This is a genomic window from Erythrobacter sp. K21-9 (assembly GCF_055808355.1).
In genome coordinates this window covers 491,178-508,287 of record NZ_CM147866.1, presented here as the reverse complement: position 1 = coordinate 508,287, position 17,110 = coordinate 491,178, and the positions used below count along the sequence as shown (strand labels likewise).

At 60.3% G+C, this 17,110-nt stretch carries 13 protein-coding genes and 2 pseudogenes; 6 read left to right on the top strand and 9 right to left on the bottom strand.

The genetic code is table 11. The annotated features are described in order from the left end of the window. Positions 1–86: 86 nt before the first annotated feature. Complete coding sequence (locus AC0L39_RS02615; RefSeq protein ID WP_473260511.1) at positions 87–644, bottom strand: VOC family protein; 558 nt, start codon at positions 642–644, stop codon at positions 87–89. Next, complete coding sequence (gene hppD / locus AC0L39_RS02610) at positions 641–1,771, bottom strand: 4-hydroxyphenylpyruvate dioxygenase (RefSeq protein ID WP_473260510.1); 1,131 nt, start codon at positions 1,769–1,771, stop codon at positions 641–643. Before hppD ends, AC0L39_RS02615 begins: the two co-directional genes overlap by 4 nt. Before the next feature lie 138 nt (positions 1,772–1,909). Here hppD and AC0L39_RS02605 point away from each other — a divergent pair, with 138 nt between their 5' ends. Together AC0L39_RS02605 and AC0L39_RS02600 are read left to right on the top strand one after the other, a co-directional pair. After that, on the top strand, positions 1,910–2,446 hold the full coding sequence (locus tag AC0L39_RS02605) for a VOC family protein (RefSeq protein ID WP_473260508.1): 537 nt from the start codon (positions 1,910–1,912) through the stop codon (positions 2,444–2,446). 3 nt (positions 2,447–2,449) lie between these two features. Continuing rightward, positions 2,450–3,094 carry a carboxymuconolactone decarboxylase family protein gene (locus AC0L39_RS02600; protein ID WP_473260507.1) on the top strand — a complete coding sequence of 215 codons (645 nt, stop codon included), beginning with the start codon at positions 2,450–2,452 and terminating at the stop codon, positions 3,092–3,094. Here the strand turns inward: AC0L39_RS02600 and AC0L39_RS02595 are convergent. Together AC0L39_RS02595 and AC0L39_RS02590 are read right to left on the bottom strand one after the other, a co-directional pair. Beyond that, complete coding sequence (locus AC0L39_RS02595) at positions 3,024–4,634, bottom strand: acetyl-CoA acetyltransferase (RefSeq protein ID WP_473260505.1); 1,611 nt, start codon at positions 4,632–4,634, stop codon at positions 3,024–3,026. The two genes, AC0L39_RS02600 and AC0L39_RS02595, sit on opposite strands and share 71 nt — an antisense overlap. Beyond that, the gene (locus AC0L39_RS02590) at positions 4,618–5,886 is read right to left on the bottom strand and encodes an acetyl-CoA C-acetyltransferase (RefSeq protein ID WP_473260503.1); all 1,269 of its coding nucleotides are present in this window, start codon (positions 5,884–5,886) and stop codon (positions 4,618–4,620) included. The genes AC0L39_RS02595 and AC0L39_RS02590 overlap by 17 nt, the downstream gene beginning before the upstream one ends. 116 nt (positions 5,887–6,002) lie before the next feature. On the opposite strand from AC0L39_RS02590, the pseudogene AC0L39_RS02585 reads away from it, so the two are divergent. Next, a pseudogene (locus AC0L39_RS02585) lies at positions 6,003–6,769 on the top strand (crotonase/enoyl-CoA hydratase family protein). Continuing rightward, the gene (locus AC0L39_RS02580) at positions 6,770–7,933 is read left to right on the top strand and encodes an acyl-CoA dehydrogenase family protein (protein WP_473260501.1); all 1,164 of its coding nucleotides are present in this window, start codon (positions 6,770–6,772) and stop codon (positions 7,931–7,933) included. A 73-nt stretch (positions 7,934–8,006) separates the two neighbouring features. Here the strand turns inward: AC0L39_RS02580 and AC0L39_RS02575 are convergent, their stop codons facing one another. Continuing rightward, the gene (locus AC0L39_RS02575; RefSeq protein ID WP_473260500.1) at positions 8,007–10,577 is read right to left on the bottom strand and encodes a TonB-dependent receptor; all 2,571 of its coding nucleotides are present in this window, start codon (positions 10,575–10,577) and stop codon (positions 8,007–8,009) included. Positions 10,578–10,783: 206 nt separating this feature from the next. Continuing rightward, positions 10,784–12,820: a TonB-dependent receptor plug domain-containing protein gene (locus tag AC0L39_RS02570; protein WP_473260498.1), complete on the bottom strand. Its 2,037-nt coding sequence runs from the start codon at positions 12,818–12,820 to the stop codon at positions 10,784–10,786. Positions 12,821–12,935: 115 nt separating this feature from the next. Here AC0L39_RS02570 and AC0L39_RS02565 point away from each other — a divergent pair, with 115 nt between their 5' ends. Then, on the top strand, positions 12,936–14,444 hold the full coding sequence (locus tag AC0L39_RS02565) for a flavin-containing monooxygenase (protein ID WP_473260497.1): 1,509 nt from the start codon (positions 12,936–12,938) through the stop codon (positions 14,442–14,444). 54 nt (positions 14,445–14,498) lie between these two features. Next, positions 14,499–15,260: a competence/damage-inducible protein A gene (locus tag AC0L39_RS02560; RefSeq protein ID WP_473260496.1), complete on the top strand. Its 762-nt coding sequence runs from the start codon at positions 14,499–14,501 to the stop codon at positions 15,258–15,260. Positions 15,261–15,439: 179 nt separating this feature from the next. Here the strand turns inward: AC0L39_RS02560 and AC0L39_RS02555 are convergent, their stop codons facing one another. From AC0L39_RS02555 to rplK, 3 genes and pseudogenes are all read right to left on the bottom strand, one after another. Beyond that, positions 15,440–15,664: a hypothetical protein gene (locus AC0L39_RS02555; RefSeq protein ID WP_473260494.1), complete on the bottom strand. Its 225-nt coding sequence runs from the start codon at positions 15,662–15,664 to the stop codon at positions 15,440–15,442. A gap of 164 nt (positions 15,665–15,828) precedes the next feature. Next, a pseudogene (gene rplA / locus AC0L39_RS02550) lies at positions 15,829–16,522 on the bottom strand (50S ribosomal protein L1). Between the two features lie 4 nt (positions 16,523–16,526). Next, positions 16,527–16,955, bottom strand: a complete 429-nt coding sequence (rplK, locus tag AC0L39_RS02545; RefSeq protein ID WP_473260492.1) for a 50S ribosomal protein L11 — start codon at positions 16,953–16,955, stop codon at positions 16,527–16,529. Positions 16,956–17,110 lie beyond the last annotated feature (155 nt).

Genomic DNA, 17,110 nt, shown 5'->3' with positions numbered 1-17,110 from the left:
GCTATGGAGGTGTGTTAACATTGTAAAGCACCTACCTGTTGGCTATCCACCAACGCGGCAACTGCATCGACCAACGTATTGGCGGATCAGCTTTCTGCGTGTTCCTTGCGCGCTATTTCGTGCAGCCAGTCTGCATGGCGCGGAGCTTTCTTGGTTTCGCTCCATTCATCGAGCATCAGCGGGGCCACGCGGGCCAGCTCGGCATATTGGTCATCGGTGCCGATATCGGCAGCCAGTTCGACGCGGTGGCCGTTGGGATCGAAGAAATAGATCGACTTGAAGATGCCGTGATGGGTCGGCCCCAGCACATCGATGCCTTCGCCCTCTATGTGCGCTTTGGCCGCCAGCAGTTCTTCTTCGCTTCCGACCCGGAACGCGAGGTGTTGGACCCATTGCGGCGTATTCTCGTCGCGGCCCATGTCGGGCTGGTTAGGCAGCTCGAAAAAGGCGAGGATGTTGCCGTTTCCTGCATCGAGGAAGACATGCATGTACGGATCGTACTCGCCGGTCGAGGGCACATGATCCTCGGCAAAAGCGGTAGTATATTCCATGCCGAGTACGCGGCCATACCACTCGACCGTTTCCTTCGCGTCCTTGCAGCGATAGGCGGCGTGGTGAATCCCGGAGGGCTTTACCGCGCTCATTCGGCAGGCTCGCCAGCTGGCTCGGAGGTTTTCGTGTCGAGCACGCCGCGCGCGATCTGGTCGCGTTCGATGCTTTCGAACAGCGCCTTGAAATTGCCTTCGCCGAACCCGTCATCGCCCTTGCGCTGGATGAATTCGAAGAACACCGGGCCGACCTGGGCCTCGGCGAAGATCTGGAGCAGCAGGCGCGGCTGACCGCCCTCTGTCGTGCCATCGAGCAGGATGCCGCGCATTTTCAGCGCTTCGGCATCCTCACCGTGACCGGGCAGGCGCTCATCGAGCATTTCGTAATAGGTTTCAGGCGGCGCGGTCATGAACGGCACGCCGAACTCCTTGAGGCGGTCCCAGCAGGCGACGAGATCGTCGCAGATCAGCGCGATGTGCTGGATTCCCTCGCCGTTGAATTCGCGGAGGAACTCCTCGATCTGGCCCTTGCCGCCTTCGCCCTCTTCGTTGAGCGGGATGCGGATCTTGCCATCGGGAGCGGTCAGCGCCTTCGAAGTCAGGCCGGTATATTCGCCCTTGATGTCGAAAAAGCGGATTTCCTGGAAGTTGAACAGCGTCTCGTAATAATCCGCCCAGTACTTCATCCGGCCCGTATAGACGTTGTGCGTCAGGTGATCGATCGTGTGAAAGCCAGCGCCTTCGGGATAGGGATCGACGCCCGGCAGGTAATCGAAATCAATGTCGTAAATCGTGAGGCTCTTGTCCTCTGCGCCCGCATAACGATCGACGAGATAGAGGATAGCGCCGCCAATGCCGCGAATGGCCGGGATACGCAGCTCCATCGGACCGGTGTCGACATTCACTGGCTCGGCGCCCTTTTCAAGAAGGTGCTCGTAAGCCTGCTTGGCGTCACGCACACGAAACGCCATTCCGCAGGCGCTTGCGCCGTGTTCGCGGGCGAAGTACCAGGCCGCGCTGCGTGGTTCATAATTTGCGATCAGGTTGATGCCGCCCTGACGCCACAGGTGCACATCCTTGCTACGATGCTTGGCGACCAACGTGAAGCCCATCGCCTCGAATACAGGTTCAAGCTGCCCTTTTTCAGGCGCGCAAAACTCGACGAACTCGAATCCGTCGAGACCGGCTGGATTGTCGAACAGGTCGCCAGGATGCTTGGTCATGGGATCAAACCTCTGAATATGTCAATTTAGTTACGTTTGAAACTAAATACGCTGTTTGGGCGTATTTGTCAAAGGGCGCACCACCTTGGCGCAATTGCATGTTCGCGGCGATCGGGGCAGGCTCACAGCGGGAGAAACATGATGATCAAGACGACCGGCATCAATCACGTCGCTTTGGTGTGCCGCGATATGCGCGAAACGGTGCAGTTCTACACCGAAGTTCTCAAAATGCCGCTGTTCAAGACGGTCGAGCTTCCCGGCGGCGGGCAGCACTTTTTCTTCGACTGCGGCAATGGCAACAGCGTTGCGTTTTTCTGGTGGGAAGACGCCCCGCCCGCCGCACCGGGCATCGCTTCGGTGAAAAAGTTTCCTTTCGATGCAAAGACCGCTGTGGGATCGATGAACCACCTCGCCTTCGACTTGGCGGAAGAAGAGCTGGAAGCTGCGCTCGACCGGCTGGAGGAGGCGGGCGTCGAACACACGCACACGGTCTTCAACCATGACGACAGCCCTTCGGGCTATTCGAAGGAAATGCATGACGGCGTATTTGTGCGCTCGGTCTACTTCACCGACCCCAATGGCATCATGCTCGAATTCGCGGCCACGACCCGCACATTCGGACCTGACGATATCGCTCACGAACCAGCCGCCGCGGCGAAGCGCGAGGACGCCTGACCGATGCCGCGCCTCAGACAAGTGCCTAGAGACGAAGCCGACGAAAAGATCGCGCTGCCTATGTATGCGATGCTGTTCGGATCGCGCGACCCGGTCGACGAGCCTGGCACGGCAACTGGTACTCCGGGCAACTGGTGGACCGTATTTGCCAACTCCCCCGCGACCTTGAAGCACGCCGCACAGGGCTTTGCCTATTATCGCAGCGAGGAGCGCAAGCTCGATCCGGTCCTGCGCGAGCTTGGGCAGACTTGGGCGGGATGGGCCACCGGCAGCCAGTTCGTGTTCTCGCAGCATTGCAAGAGCCTTCGCGGCCTCGGCGTAGCGGAGGACAAGATCGAGGCGATAACCGTGTGGCAGACCGCCACCTGCTACGACGCGCGCGAACGGTTGGTGCTGGCCTATGCGGACAGGTTGGTGACCCATGCGGGCCGCGTGCCCGATGCTCTGTTCGAAGACCTGAAAGCCGAGTTTTTAGACGAGGAGATTCTCGAGCTCACCTACATCACCTGCATGTACCAGATGCATGCCGTGATGAGCCGGGCTCTGCGAACCGAGTTTGACGACCGGGAAGATCCGGTCACCGAAGTAGCCGCGCCCGAAGGCTTCGATGCGGCGGATTTCCTCGGCGGCGAGCGCCGCGAGGGCTAATCGACACGCCCGATATTGCGGTACCGCTCTCATCCTGACTGGCTGACAATTTCGCACCGAAAGGTTCCCCGCCCTCAAACAGCGCGCGGGTCGCTTCATGCGTCAAGTCGGCATTCCCGCAGACCCGCTCTCCGTCACTGTTGCGCCCAAGGAACACTGCGACACTGCCCGTCTTCGCATTGTTGATCGTGTAGGTTTCCACTGTCGCGCTGCCGAATGGCCCGTTGCCGGCAGGCACCGCATCATCGGCCTCTGGCAGCTTCCCGAAACGGTCATTGTCCGACCAGTCAGCGGGCTCGGTGGAATAGATGCCGGCCGCGTACTTGCTCATCCAGCCGCCATTCGCACCGACCAACGCGAAAGAGCCGCGATCCGCGCGCACCGCCTGCACTGCCTCGCAAATGGCGTGGGCTGAGTAGTTGTTTCCGGCTCCTCCAAAAAACGGCAAGCCGCCGGTCAGCGTCAGCCCGCGCGGGTCATCTGGCGACAATTCGAAATGGTCGATCTGATTGAACACCGGGATCGCAAAGCATGAATAGAAATCGAGATAGCCCATGTCCGCCATCCCTTTGCCCGCCCGTCCCAGTGCCGCTTCGACGCTGGCGATAGAGGCTGGATTGGCGGAGAGGTCCGGGCGCTTTGACAGCATCAATTCGGTCGCAGCAGACACGGCATGGATATGCACCCATTTGTCTTCCGAAATGCCGAGCGCGCGCGCCGTTCCGGCGCTTGCCACGATGATCGCTGCGGCCTGGTTCACCTGATCCCGCGCCACGGTCATGCGGGTGTAGGGTTCTGCGACGATGCGGTTGCGCTCCGTCACGGTGGCAAGTTCTTCTGCGCTCCGTTCGACCGGGGCGGCTGCGTGAGGATTGGCCGCCGCAACCTTCGTGAAAGGCGCAAACAGCTCGCCGATATCGCGGCGATATTCCTCGAGGCTCTTTCCCAGCTTCGCGCGCCGTGCATTTTCGGCCAGCGCATAAAGCGGGATAGCACCGGTCGCGCCGTGCGCGAACAGAGCGTGCTCCATCAGACCTTCGACCCCGAAGCCCTGATCCTCGAAATCGCCCGTGACATCTTCGGACCAATCGGGCTTCTCGCCCTTGGCCGAAAGCGCCAGCACGGTCGAAATCGCTTCGGAGCCTACGATCACCGCGCATTGGCTGTCACCTGCGGCGATGGCGCTGGCAAATTCTCCGACGAGGTGCTGGTTGGTCTGCCCGCCCGTCGTGGTCAGGATCGCGCGCGCCGGATCGGCACCGACCCTCTTCGCAATCGCGCGCGGCACATTGTTTGCGGCTCCGAACGGCGGCTCGCGGTCAGGCCGCGACATTTCGAAGGCGCGGATGGCGGCAAGCGTATCTATAACCGGCGAAACCGGCTCACCCGCTCCGGTGTCCGCTATCGCCGCCGCCAATGCGCGCCCGGCCAGGTCCATATAGGACAAGGCTTCATAATGGGGCTGATCCACTCGTTCCGAGTATTGGCCTACCCCGATAATGACAGGCGTGTTGTCAGCGATCTCAGTCAACGAAATCATCCACCCGCTCGACAATGATGGCAGGTGCCATTCCGCCTGCTGCGCACATCGTGACAAGGCCAGTCTTGAGGTCGCGGCGCTCGAGCTCGTCGATAATCGTGCCGATCAGGATCGAGCCGGTTGCGCCGATCGGGTGGCCCAATGCGATCGAGCCGCCATTGACGTTCACATTGTCCCAGTCGAGCCCAAGGTCGCGCACGAATTTGGCAGCGACAACCGCAAAGGCCTCGTTGATCTCGAACAGGTCGATGTCGCCAAGGCTCATGCCCGCCTTTTCGAGCACCTTCTTCGCCGCCGGGACAGGCGCGTTGAGCATCAGCGTGGGATCATCGCCCATATTGGCGGTCTGCACGATCCGCGCGCGTGGTTTCAGGCCGTGCTTCTGTGCATATTCCTTGCTGCACACCAGCACCGCAGCCGCGCCATCGACCACGCCCGACGAGTTTCCGGCATGGTGGAAGTGCTGGATATCAAGGTCCGGATATTTCTGGTTGATCAGACCGCGAAACGTTGTCCCGTTCTTGTCCAGCGGCACGTCTGCAATCTTGCTAAAGGCCGGTTCGAGCTGCGCCAGCCCTTCAAGAGTGGTCTGCGGGCGGGGATACTCGTCCTTGTCGAGCAGAACGTTGCCGTCATCATCGGTGACCGGCACAACCGACTTGTCGAAGCGTCCCTCGCCCAAGGCCTCGGCGGCGCGCTGCTGCGAACGGTAACCTACCTCGTCCAGCTCTTCGCGGGTAAAACCTTCCATCGTGGCAATCGCATCGCCGCAGATGCCCTGGTGCGATTGCGGGTGAACCGCTTGCAGCCGCTCATTGTAGCTGCCCATCATCGGCGGCTTGATCCCGGCTTGCATCTTCTCTTTCGACATCGCCGCCGTCAGGCTCATCATCTCCGTGCCGCCAGCGACGATGCAATCTTCCATGCCGCTCATGATTTGTGCCGCAGCGAGGTTCACGGACGTGATGCCGCCGCCGCAAAACCGGTCCAGCGTCGTGCCCGAAGACGTCACGTCATAGCCCGCATCGAGCGCAGCCATGCGGCCAAGATCGCCAGCCTGCATCCCGTCCTGCGTCGAGACCGACCAGATCACGTCGTCCACGGTGGAGGTATCCAGTCCATTACGCTCTGCAATCGCCTTCAGCACGGTCGCAGCCAGATGCTGCGGATGTTCGGCTGCGAGCGCGCCCTTGCCTTGCTTGCCAATACCGCGCGGAGTGCGGACTGCGTCGATGATGTATGCCTCGGCCATGGGGATCCTCTGATTCTCTTATTGAAAATGCGGTTGACGTATCCGTAAGCCCCCTGCACCACTCGCACAAGAAATGAGTTTCAATTCGAAATGGCAAATTAGCTAGGGAGAGCTCTGTGTCCGAACATCCGGAAGTCCTAACCGAAGTCGATGATGGCGTGCTCGTAGTCACCATCAATCGGCCCGAAGCAAAGAACGCGATGTCCAAAGCCGCTGCCGAAGGCATTGCAGCCGCCATGGACCGGCTCGATGCCGAAGACGACCTGCGCGTCGGCATCCTGACCGGCGCTGGCGGGACGTTCTGTTCGGGCATGGATCTGAAAGGCTTCCTGCGCGGCGAGAGCCCGACGGTCGAAGGCCGCGGATTTGGCGGCGTGGTGCAGGCCCCCCTGGCAAACCTCTGATCGCAGCGGTCGAAGGCTATGCGCTGGCCGGCGGGCTTGAACTGATGATCGCATGCGACCTCGTGGTCGCTCACAAGGATGCGAAATTCGGCATTCCGGAGGCAAAGCGCGGGCTTGTGGCCGCAGCGGGCGGCGTCATGATGCTGCCGGACCAAATCCCGGAGCGGATCGCGATGGAGCTCGCGCTGACCGGCGAATTCATCGGAGCGGACCGCGCTTACGAACTCGGCCTTATCAACGAAGTCACCGATGGATCGGCGCTGGACGGCGCAAAGGCGCTCGCGAAAAAGATTGCCGCCAACGGCCCGCTCGCTGTGCGCGTGTCCAAGCAGGTGATGAAGGAATCGCGCGGGTGGGACATGGACGAACGCTACACCAAGCAGGCGCAGCTTATCGCGCCGGTTTTCGTATCTGAAGACGCACGCGAAGGCGCAGCCGCCTTCGCCGAAAAGCGCGCACCCAACTGGAAGGGCAAGTAAATGCCAGTTATCGACGTACCCCAGCCGGAATTCATGGAAGAAGAGGAGATCGCAATCTTCGCCGATGCGGTTGGCAAATTCTACAGGCAGCATGCCCCTGAAAAGCGCATCCTGAAATGGCGTGAAGACGGCCAGGTTGAACGCGAGTTCTGGAACGAGGCCGGCGAAGCCGGGTTGCTCGGCGTGTCCGTTCCCGAGGAATATGGCGGCCACGGCGGCGATTTCCGGCATGATATGGTCGTGATCGACCAGCAGGCGAAAAATGGCGTCGAGGGTTTTGCTGCAAGCCTGCACAACACGATCATACTCCCCTATCTCGTGCGCCACGGGACCGAGGAGCAGAAAAAGAAATACCTCCCCAAGCTTGTGACTGGCGAACTGGTCAGCGCAATCGCGATGAGCGAGCCGGATGCAGGTTCTGACCTTCAGAGCATCAAGACCACCGCTCTGAAAGACGGCAATGGCTATCGGCTGAACGGATCGAAAACGTGGATCTCGAACGGTCAGACCGCCGATTTCATCATCGTCGTCGCCAAGACCGACCCCAGCGAGGGCGCCAAGGGAATCTCCCTGATGCTACTCGAGACCGACGGCGCCGAAGGGTTCCAGCGCGGCAAGAAACTCGACAAGATCGGGCTCGATGCGCAGGACACCTCGGAGCTGTTTTTCGATGACGTATTCATCCCCGGTGACAACATCCTCGGCGGGGAAGAGGGCATGGGCTTCTACCAGCTGATGGGCGAGCTACCGCAGGAACGGCTCGTGATTGCGATGGGCGCGATGACGGGGATCGAGAAAGCGCTCGAAGTGACGGTCGAATACGTCAAGAACCGCAAGGCATTTGGCAAGACGATCTGGGATTTCCAGAACACGCAATTCACGCTTGCCGATCTCAAGGCGCGCGGCACGGCAGCGCGGGTCTTCGTCAACGATTGCATTGCGAAACTGCTCGAAGGCAAGCTCGATGTGGCCACCGCCAGCATGGCGAAATATTGGGTGACAGAACTGCAGAGCGAAGTCGTCGACAAATGCCTGCAATTTCACGGCGGCGCCGGGTACATCAACGACTACCCGATCGCCCGGATGTATCGCGATACGCGCATCGCCCGCATTTACGGCGGTTCGAACGAGATCATGAAGATGCTGATCGCACGTTCGATGTAGCGATTTCTCGAGTGCACGAAAAAGGGCGGCCCGGTTTCACCCGAGCCGCCCTTTTTCGTTTGAGCTTGTCCGCTTAGAACTTCGCGCGGACTGCCACACCATATGTGCGCGGCTGGAGCGAGAATGCCGACCTGGAGTTAGCCGCGCCGCTTCCGCGCAAGGTCGTGTTGAAGGTTACCCCGCGAACCACGTTGTCCGTCAGATTATTGACGAACCCTTCGATCGAATAGGCACCGTCTGCAAAGCGCAGACCGGCGCGGAGGTTTATGAACTCCTTGCCGTCCTGAACATCTGCAATGATCAGCGGTGCCGCATCGACAGCTGCTTGCACGCTACCTGCTGCAGCAATCGCGGCTGCATTAGGCGGAACAATCGCCTGTGTGGAGGTCCGCTGGTCGTCCTCGAGCCGGATCTGACCCGACAGGAAGAACTCGGTCGTCAGGTTGATCGGCTTTTCCCAGAGACCGCCGAAAATCGCGACCACGTTCGGCGCGTTCGTCAGGTCGTTACCGCAAAGGGAAACGACCTGAACTGCGGTGACAGTGCCAGCGCAATCGTCCGGATAAGACGCGTCGAGGATCGTTGCAGATGCGTTGAAGGTCAGCTCGCTCGTCGGACGAATGACACTCTCGATCTCGAGGCCGCGGGATTCCGCCACCGGCACGTTGAAAGTCTGGAACGCGGTGCCGGTAAATTCGAGCACCTGAAAGTTCGTAAACTCTTCGTAGAACGCGGCGATGTTCAGCGTCACGGCGTCATCGATCAACCGGCTCTTCAGGCCGATTTCATAGGCGTCGACCTCTTCCGACAGGAAGGTTGGATCGGCACCAGCAACCGCAGCAGTTGTGTCGAGGTTGATCCCGCCGGACTTGTAGCCGTGAGTGAAGCTCGCGTAGACGTTCACAGGCGCGGCGAAGGCATAGCCAAGACGAACCGTATAGATCAGCTCTTCATCGCTGAAGTCGTCCTGGAACGTCCGAACCAGCGGAAGAACCGCCGATTGCGGCAGATCGGCAGGAGCCGTGAAACCAAAGCAACCGAGTGCGAAAACCGGGTCGGCCAGAGCTGCGGGAACAGCGCCGGCAGCCAGCGAGCCAAGGATTGCCGGGCAAATCTGGTTGTTAGCGGATGTTTGAGTGAACCCACCTTCCTTTTCTTCCCATGAATACCGGGCACCGACAGTGAATTCGAGGCCATCGACGATCTCGAACGAGTTGTTCGTAAAGATCGAGTAGCTCTGCGCGCTTTGCTGGAACCGGTTGGTTACGTTCGTACCAGCTGGATCGACGCCGCCAGAAAACAGTTGCAGCGGCGCAGGCCCCGCGGCACCGCCGAACAACGCGCCGACATTCGTGTCATAATCCTCACCGAGCAGGAAAGTGACCGATTGATCGATGCTCTCATCAGAAAAATAGCCCCCGATCAGGTAGTTCAGCCGTCCGCCCACTGCCTCACCTTGAAGGCGAAGCTCAGCCGTCCAGGTTTCGAGTTCGAGATCCAGTTCGGGAACGTCGAAAATATCGGCTGCCGTAAAGTCAGAATCGTAGTTTTCCAGCGAATCAAACTTGCGGTACGAGCCGATGAAAATGAGATCGGCACTATCGGAGATTGGGAATTCCAGCTCTCCGGTGAAGCCATAATTATCGACGTCGGCCACAGGTGCGAAATTGGCCGAGACGATCCGATTATCGAGCGCTTCCTCGAACTCCTTCTGCCCAAACGGATTGTCCGAAACGCTTGGCTGGCCATTGCCGCCATTGGCTCCAAGACCGACCAGGGCATATGCGCCAGCCGGCACGAGCGGGGTCTGATATAGCTCAATCGCACCGCAGCAGCTGGATGTACTGTTCGAATAATCCGCGATCAGGCGGCCGCGCAGGCCGCTTTCCGTATCAAAGCCCAATTGTGCGCGCACAAGATACTGATCGACATTGTTGGTGTCGTCGAATGGCGTGCCATTCTCATCGACGACCGTCAGGAACCCGTCGCGCTCGCGATATGCGCCGGTCAGGCGGAATGCGAGGGTGTCCTCGACGATCGGAACATTGATCGCGCCCTGAAGGCTGATCTCGTCGAAATTCCCATACGAAGCGTTCACGAACCCTTCGAACTCGCTCACGTCGGGACGGTTGGTCGTGATGTTGAGCGCGCCGGCCGACGTGTTGCGGCCAAACAGCGTACCTTGCGGACCGCGAAGAACCTCAACCCGTTCAATGTCCACAAACTCGCTCAGCGCGACACCCGGACGCGATTGATATGCACCGTCGATAAAGATGCCGACCGCGCTTTCAAATCCGATGTTGTTCGAGGTTGTACCGACACCGCGAATGCGCAGCACCACCGAACCCGATGCGATTTGTGCCTGGCTTGAAGAAAAGCTCGGAGCGACCGAGGTCACTTCCTGAATATTGTCGACACCCTGGTTTTCAAGCTGCTGCGGCGAAACTGCCGTCACCGCGATGGGAATGTCCTGCACATCCTGTGCGCGGCGGGTTGCGGTAACGATAATGACGCTGTCATCCGGGTCCGGCGCAAGGGTGGTATCGCCTTGGTCATCTGCCGAAACAGCTTGCGCGAACGCTGGGACTGTAAACGAACTGCAGGCCATCAGGCCGGCAGCGTAGGCTGCGAGCTTACGTGTCATAGGTTTCCTCTCCACAATGCCCATGGCCTTTTGGCCCATTGGTCGAGGGAGAGACTATCAGCGAGTTTCGCGCTGCCAAGACTCTACGACGCTTCTTCGCAAACCGTAGCAAAAATGCAACATGCGATGTTGCACCGCAGCAAGAGAACTCAATCGGTGGTGCAAAAGCAATAATGTTGCATTCGAGCATAATCGGCGAACGAGCTTCAGTATCCTAGACGAAGCCCGATCCAGACTGTGCGCGGCGCGCCCAAATCGATCGCTCCGCCTGAATTCCGCGTCACGACTTCCTCGTCCAGGAGGTTCTCTCCGCGGAGCACCACGCTGATGCGATCGAATAGCGGTGCAGTGGCAAATACGTCCAGCGTCGTCGCGGCGGGGAGCCGGTCGCTCTCCTGATCATCCTCGAACTGAGAGCTCACGTGGCGCAGTGTGCCTGCAATGCGCCAACCTTCGGCGGGTTGCCATACCAGGGTCGATGATGCTGCGAATTCCGGCGTTTGCGGCGGTAGATTGCCGCCGAGAGCCAGCGACGAACCATCACCCTCTATGACCGCATCCGTGTAAGCCAGCGATGCATCGAGGCTGAAATCGCCCAGCTTTACCGCAAGCCCGCCTTCGATCCCTTGCGCATCGATGGCAGGCAGGTTCTGCCGCTGGCGCAGCGTCGGCGTAAGCGTGACGTTGGCGATCGCATTCTCCACGCGGTTGTCGAATGCAGTGAGCGACAGCACCACCGCGCCGACCGGCTGCCAGGTCAGGCCAATCTCGAACCCCTCCAGCAGCTCATTCTCAAGCGCCGCGTTCGCCTGCGTAACAACGGGAAAGATCACGAATGGCCGGTACAGCTCATTCAAAGTCGGTAAGCGCAGCCCGGTATATGCCGCCGCGCGCAGGTCCAGATCCCGGGTTGCATAGAAGACCGCGCCCGCCCGCCAGCTCAGCGTCCAGTCGTCGCGGTCCGGCGAAACGGTCTCGCTCACCAGCACATTGCTGGCGTCGACCGCACGAAAGAAACCGTCTTCGATCAGGGTGTAATCGGCCCGCACACCGCCGGTCAGCAGCAGCGGTCCAATCTGCCAATCGTCTTCGAGGAAAAACCCAAGATTGCTGTTGGTCCCGCCCGCCCGGCGGCGCTCGCGCAAATCACCAGTGAATGCGCTGTAGGCCTCTTCCTGCAATTCGCCCTCGGCCCGGCGATAATCGACGCCGAGCCGCACTGTGTGCGCCTCGTCCAGCGGCGGGCGCACTTCGAGTTTTCCGCCAAGGCCGGTCGAGGGAGTGTTACGCTGGTCAAGCACCCGCACGAACCGGGTCGAGCTGATGATTTCGTTGGAAAAGTTGCGCGCCTGCACATAACCCAGCGCGTCGAATTCCCATTCGCCCCTGCCGACCACGCGCAGACTCGCATCCTGCCCCTCGATGCGAGAATCTGCGCCTTCGAAACGCAAGGTGCGGGCATCTTCGAAGACGCTGCCGCGCGCTTGCAATTCGACCGTATCCGATAGCGGTGCGACTGCGCGCAAGCCGGCCTGCCAGCTGTCGAAAGCAGCGCGGGCACTCGCGGGCACACGCTGCCCGGCGGGCGTGGTGAAGAAGCCCTGCCCCCGGTCCCAGCGCCCGCTGATGACACCAAAGCCGCCGCCCAGTTGGCTGCCAATCGCTGCGCTGGCTTCGGTCTCTTCTCGATTATTAATCAGCAGGCTTGCCGAAACCGGTCCAAGTGTTCGGGCATCGGCGCTTTCAATTTCGATCGTCCCGGCGAGCGCGCCTGCGCCGAACGGGCCCGCACCGCCGCCGCGCGTCACACGGATGCTACCCAGCGTTTCAGGCGTGATCGAGGAGAAGGGGATATAGCCAAAAAACGGATCGGCAATCGGCACGCCATCGAGCAGCACGAGCGCGCGGCTTGTCGCATTGCCGCCGAGCGCGCGCAGCGTGACCCCTTGGGCGCTGGGGTTGGATGAGCGGCTGTCCGAGCGGCGGAATTGCTGGAACCCTGCGACATTCTCTAGCACGTCCTCGATCCGGCCGGACGCGCTGGCCACGATCTGCTCGCGGTCGATATCGGTTACGGCGTACGCGCCGACAGAGGGCGGCTCATCAAGCCCGGTGCCCGTCACCACGATCTCGCCTTGGCCCTCCTCGTCCTGCCGCTCGTCCTGGGCCGACAGCGGAGCAGAAACGGAAACAGCCAGAGCGCAGACGGTCAGGCGATACGACAAGCAAGATCGATAAGACATGACGAGCCGCGTAACGGACACCGCGCTCAAAGTCAGTTGCAAATCGCCATGAAGACTCGCTTTTCGGCGCTGCCTATGGTTACATCGATGTCAGTAAGGGAAGAGAGAGCCACACATGTTAGCCACACCCCCCGATTTCGATGTGTTGATTGTCGGCGCCGGTATTTCCGGAATTGGCATGGCAGCGCATATGGAAATGAAGGCGCCGGACCACTCCTATGCGATAGTCGAACGACGCGAAAATCTGGGCGGCACGTGGGACCTGTTCCGCTATCCGGGAATCCGTTCGGACAGCGACATGCACACGCTCGGGTTCGATTTCGAACCTTGGAAGCATGAAAAGAGCATCGCCGATGCGCCTTCAATACTCGAATATCTGAACCGGATCGTCGATGAGCGCGGTATCCGCCAACATATCCGCCACGGGCACAAGGTCATTTCCGCCGATTTCCGCGAGGACGAGGCGCGCTGGCATGTCGAAATGGAGCTGGACGATGGCTCGCGCACCCGGCTGACCGCGAACTTCCTGTATCTCGGTGCAGGCTATTACGATTACGACGAGCCCTACGATCCGGGCTTCCAGCTTGGTGAATTCGAGGGGCAGGTCCTGCATCCGCAATTCTGGCCCGAAGACCTCGATTATGCTGGCAAAAAAGTGGTCGTGATCGGCTCCGGCGCGACCGCTGTTACAATCGTCCCCGCGATGGCTGACAAGGCAGCGCATGTTACCATGCTCCAGCGCACGCCTACGTGGATGGCGTCGCGTCCGGCGAAGGACAGACTGGCGAACGCCATCCGAAAGATCCTGCCAGAAAATCTCGCGTACAAAATCACCCGGTTCAAGAATATCAAGATGCAGGACCTCGTCTTCAAGACGGCCCGCGAAAAGCCCGAGAAGGTCAAGAAAAGCCTGTACAAGGGTATCGAGAAGGCACTCGGCCCGGATTACGACAAGCAAGCCTTCACCCCGCCCTATAACCCTTGGGAGCAGCGGCTTTGCCTCGTGCCGGACGGTGACATGTTCGAAGCGATCAAGTCGGGCAAGGCCGATATCGTCACCGGTCACATCGATGCGTTCGAAAAGGACGGCATCCGCCTGAAATCAGGCGAGCTGATTAAAGCGGACATCATCATCACGGCAACAGGCCTCAAGATGGCGGTCGCGGGCAAGATCGCGGTGAGCGTCAACGGCGAGCCGGTCGATTTCAGCAAGCGCTTCTATTACAAGGGCTGCATGTTCTCGAACCTGCCCAACCTTGCGGTCGTGTTCGGATACCTCAACGCCAGCTGGACCCTGCGCGCCGACATCAATTCGGACTATGTCTGCCGCGCGCTCCACGAAATGCGCGCCAAGGGTGCGGATGTCGTCACTCCTGTCCTCACACCGGAGATGGAAGCGGGCATCGAGGAGGACGACATCTACGATTTCTCCAGCGGCTATATCCAGCGCGCCAAGCATATCCAGCCGAAGAACTCGATAAGCTATCCCTGGCGGCTCAATCAGGAATATGTCGTCGATCGCAAGCTGATGGCGAAAGACCCGGTCGATGACGGTCTGCTGACCTTCACTCGCGCCGGGGCCAATGCGCGCAGTGCGGACGAGCAGCTCGAAGCGGCCGAGTAAAATCGGCGCGGTTGCAGGTGGCGTTCGCCAGCCCCATCGCTTACATCGCTTCGCATGACCTCTTCCGACAAGATCTGGACCGCCGGGCTCGTCATCATTGGCGATGAAATCCTCTCCGGTCGCACCCACGACAAGAACATCGCGCAGGTCGCGAGCTGGCTCCAGGTTCAGGGCATTCGCCTTGCCGAAGTCCGCGTCGTGGCCGATGACGAGGACCGGATCGTCGAGGCGGTGAACGCCTTGCGCGCGGCCAATGACTATCTCTTCACCACCGGCGGCATCGGTCCCACGCACGATGACATCACCGTCGATGCCGTGGCCAAGGCATTGGGCGTGCCGGTCATCATCCATCCCGAAGCGCGCGCGCTGCTTGAGCGGTATTACGCCGACAAGGGCGGTATCAACGAGGGCCGCCTGCGCATGGCGCGCGTCCCCGAAGGCGCCGAACTCATCCCGAACCGCATGTCCGGCGCACCCGGAATTCGCCGCGGAAACGTGATCCTGATGGCGGGCGTGCCGCACATCACCGCCGGAATGCTCGATGCGCTCACCGGCAAGCTTGAAGGCGGCGCTCCGCTGATCTCGGAGACAGTGGGCGGCTTCATCCCCGAAAGCGAGGTCGCGCACATTCTGCGGGTGGTCGAGCAGGCGCATGAGAACTGCCAGATCGGGTCCTACCCGTTCTTCCGCGACGGTAAGGTTGGATCGAACTTCGTGATCCGCTCGACCGAACGCGAAGCGCTCCAGAGCTGTTTGAAATCGCTTTGCGATGGACTCGCGGAAAGCGGCTGGGACTTTACCCCCGGCGGGATTTGAAGCACCACACAGAAACGCCGAACTTCCTGCCGGGTCTGTTCACACCGCCCTCATTCACCCGCACGAGCTGGCGATTGCGCGCACTTGATGAACCGGTCATTCATCGCCGTTCGCCCAGATTCTGGTTCACCGGGACCGGACCGGGCACCCAAGGCAATTCGCGACAACTGGGCCAATCGTTACGCGCTGGTGCTGCTCGCCTGCGATTTCTTGCGCCGACGCGCCGCGCGTTCCGCCTTCAGCAGGTTGGAGCGGCCCGCCTGCGCATTCTGCAGCGTCGCGTAGAGAATACCGCCCGAAAGCAGCACTGCACCGATCAGCGGCCCGAGCCGCGTTTCGACAAACAGGCTTCCGCCCAGGATTACCGCGCCGATGATCGCGAGAATCCAACCTAAGCTTTTCATTTTAAACTCCTTTGGAAGATTAACGCGCGCGCCGCGCATCGTTCCCCGGCGGAGTTGATTTCGTGCTGAAATCGTGTCGGTTGGACGCAAAAGAGGCCGGAAGCTTGGGCTCCCGACCTCTTTGTCTGCCGCTTCCCAAGTAGGAAAGCGAAATTTGATCTGGCTTACGCGCCTTCGATGGCTGCCGTATCGATCTTCAGGCCCGGACCCATGGTCGTGGTCAGCGAGACCTTCTTCACATACTTGCCCTTGGCACCCGACGGCTTTGCCTTGACGATGGCCTGCGTCATCGCCTCGAAGTTTTCCTTCAGCGCGTCGTCGGAGAACGACAGCTTGCCGATGCCGGAGTGGATGATGCCCATCTTCTCGACGCGGAACTCGACCTGGCCGCCCTTGGCGTCCTTTACGGCCTGCTCCACGTTCGGAGTGACGGTGCCCAGCTTCGGGTTCGGCATCAGGCCCTTGGGACCGAGCACCTTACCCAAACGGCTCGACGACGCCCATCATGTCCGGTGTCGCAATCACGCGGTCGTAATCGAGATCGCCGTTCTGCATCTCTTCCATCAGGTCTTCCGCGCCAACCTTGTCAGCGCCGGCCGCCTTGGCCTTGTCCGCATTGTCGCCCTTGGCGAACACCGCGACCTTCACGTCCTTGCCCGTGCCCGATGGCAGCGAGACCATGCCGCGGACCATCTGGTCAGCGTGGCGCGGATCGACACCTAGGTTCATTGCGATCTCGACGGTTTCGTCGAATTTCGCCTTGTGCTCACGCAGCGTCGCGATTGCTTCGTCGATGCCGTAAAGCTTTTCCGGGTTCAGTTCGGCGACTGCTTTTTGCTTCTTTGTCTGCTTTGCCATCTGCTCAGCCCTCCACTTCGAGGCCCATCGAACGCGCGGAGCCTTCGATGATCTTCATGGCCTGATCGATATCGTTTGCGTTGAGATCGGCCATCTTTGTTTCGGCGATCTCCTTGACCTGGCTGCGGCTGATCTTGCCGACCTTGTCCTTGTTCGGTTCGCCCGAGCCCTTTTTAACCTTGGCGGCCTTCTTCAGCAGGTAGGACGCTGGCGGGGTCTTGGTGGTGAAGGTGAACGAGCGGTCCGCGTAAACGGTGATCGTGGTGGGGATCGGTGCGTTCTTTTCCATGTCCTGCGTCGCGGCGTTGAACGCCTTGCAGAATTCCATGATGTTGACGCCGCGCTGACCCAGCGCCGGGCCGATTGGCGGCGACGGGTTTGCGGTGCCCGCGGGCACCTGCAGCTTGATATAGCCTTCGATTTTCTTGGCCACGAAGGGCCTCCTTTCTCACTGTTGCCGTGTATGCGTGTCATTTCACACAAACTCGGCTCATGTTAAGCGGTCCAGCGGCGGGCCTGACGGCCTGCCTCCCGCGCGGATTTCCAAAGCATTGCCAGGGAAGCGGCGCACATAGCGGTTTGCCCGCA

Coding starts and splice junctions, on each gene's coding strand:
- hppD (WP_473260510.1), bottom strand. CDS start 1,771: ATGACCAAGCATCCTGGCGACCTGTTCGACAATCCAGCCGGTCTCGAC.
- AC0L39_RS02565 (WP_473260497.1), top strand. CDS start 12,936: ATGTTAGCCACACCCCCCGATTTCGATGTGTTGATTGTCGGCGCCGGT.
- AC0L39_RS02615 (WP_473260511.1), bottom strand. CDS start 644: ATGAGCGCGGTAAAGCCCTCCGGGATTCACCACGCCGCCTATCGCTGC.
- AC0L39_RS02600 (WP_473260507.1), top strand. CDS start 2,450: ATGCCGCGCCTCAGACAAGTGCCTAGAGACGAAGCCGACGAAAAGATC.
- AC0L39_RS02575 (WP_473260500.1), bottom strand. CDS start 10,577: ATGACACGTAAGCTCGCAGCCTACGCTGCCGGCCTGATGGCCTGCAGT.
- AC0L39_RS02595 (WP_473260505.1), bottom strand. CDS start 4,634: ATGATTTCGTTGACTGAGATCGCTGACAACACGCCTGTCATTATCGGG.
- AC0L39_RS02560 (WP_473260496.1), top strand. CDS start 14,499: ATGACCTCTTCCGACAAGATCTGGACCGCCGGGCTCGTCATCATTGGC.
- AC0L39_RS02605 (WP_473260508.1), top strand. CDS start 1,910: ATGATGATCAAGACGACCGGCATCAATCACGTCGCTTTGGTGTGCCGC.
- AC0L39_RS02570 (WP_473260498.1), bottom strand. CDS start 12,820: ATGTCTTATCGATCTTGCTTGTCGTATCGCCTGACCGTCTGCGCTCTG.
- AC0L39_RS02555 (WP_473260494.1), bottom strand. CDS start 15,664: ATGAAAAGCTTAGGTTGGATTCTCGCGATCATCGGCGCGGTAATCCTG.
- AC0L39_RS02590 (WP_473260503.1), bottom strand. CDS start 5,886: ATGGCCGAGGCATACATCATCGACGCAGTCCGCACTCCGCGCGGTATT.
- AC0L39_RS02580 (WP_473260501.1), top strand. CDS start 6,770: ATGCCAGTTATCGACGTACCCCAGCCGGAATTCATGGAAGAAGAGGAG.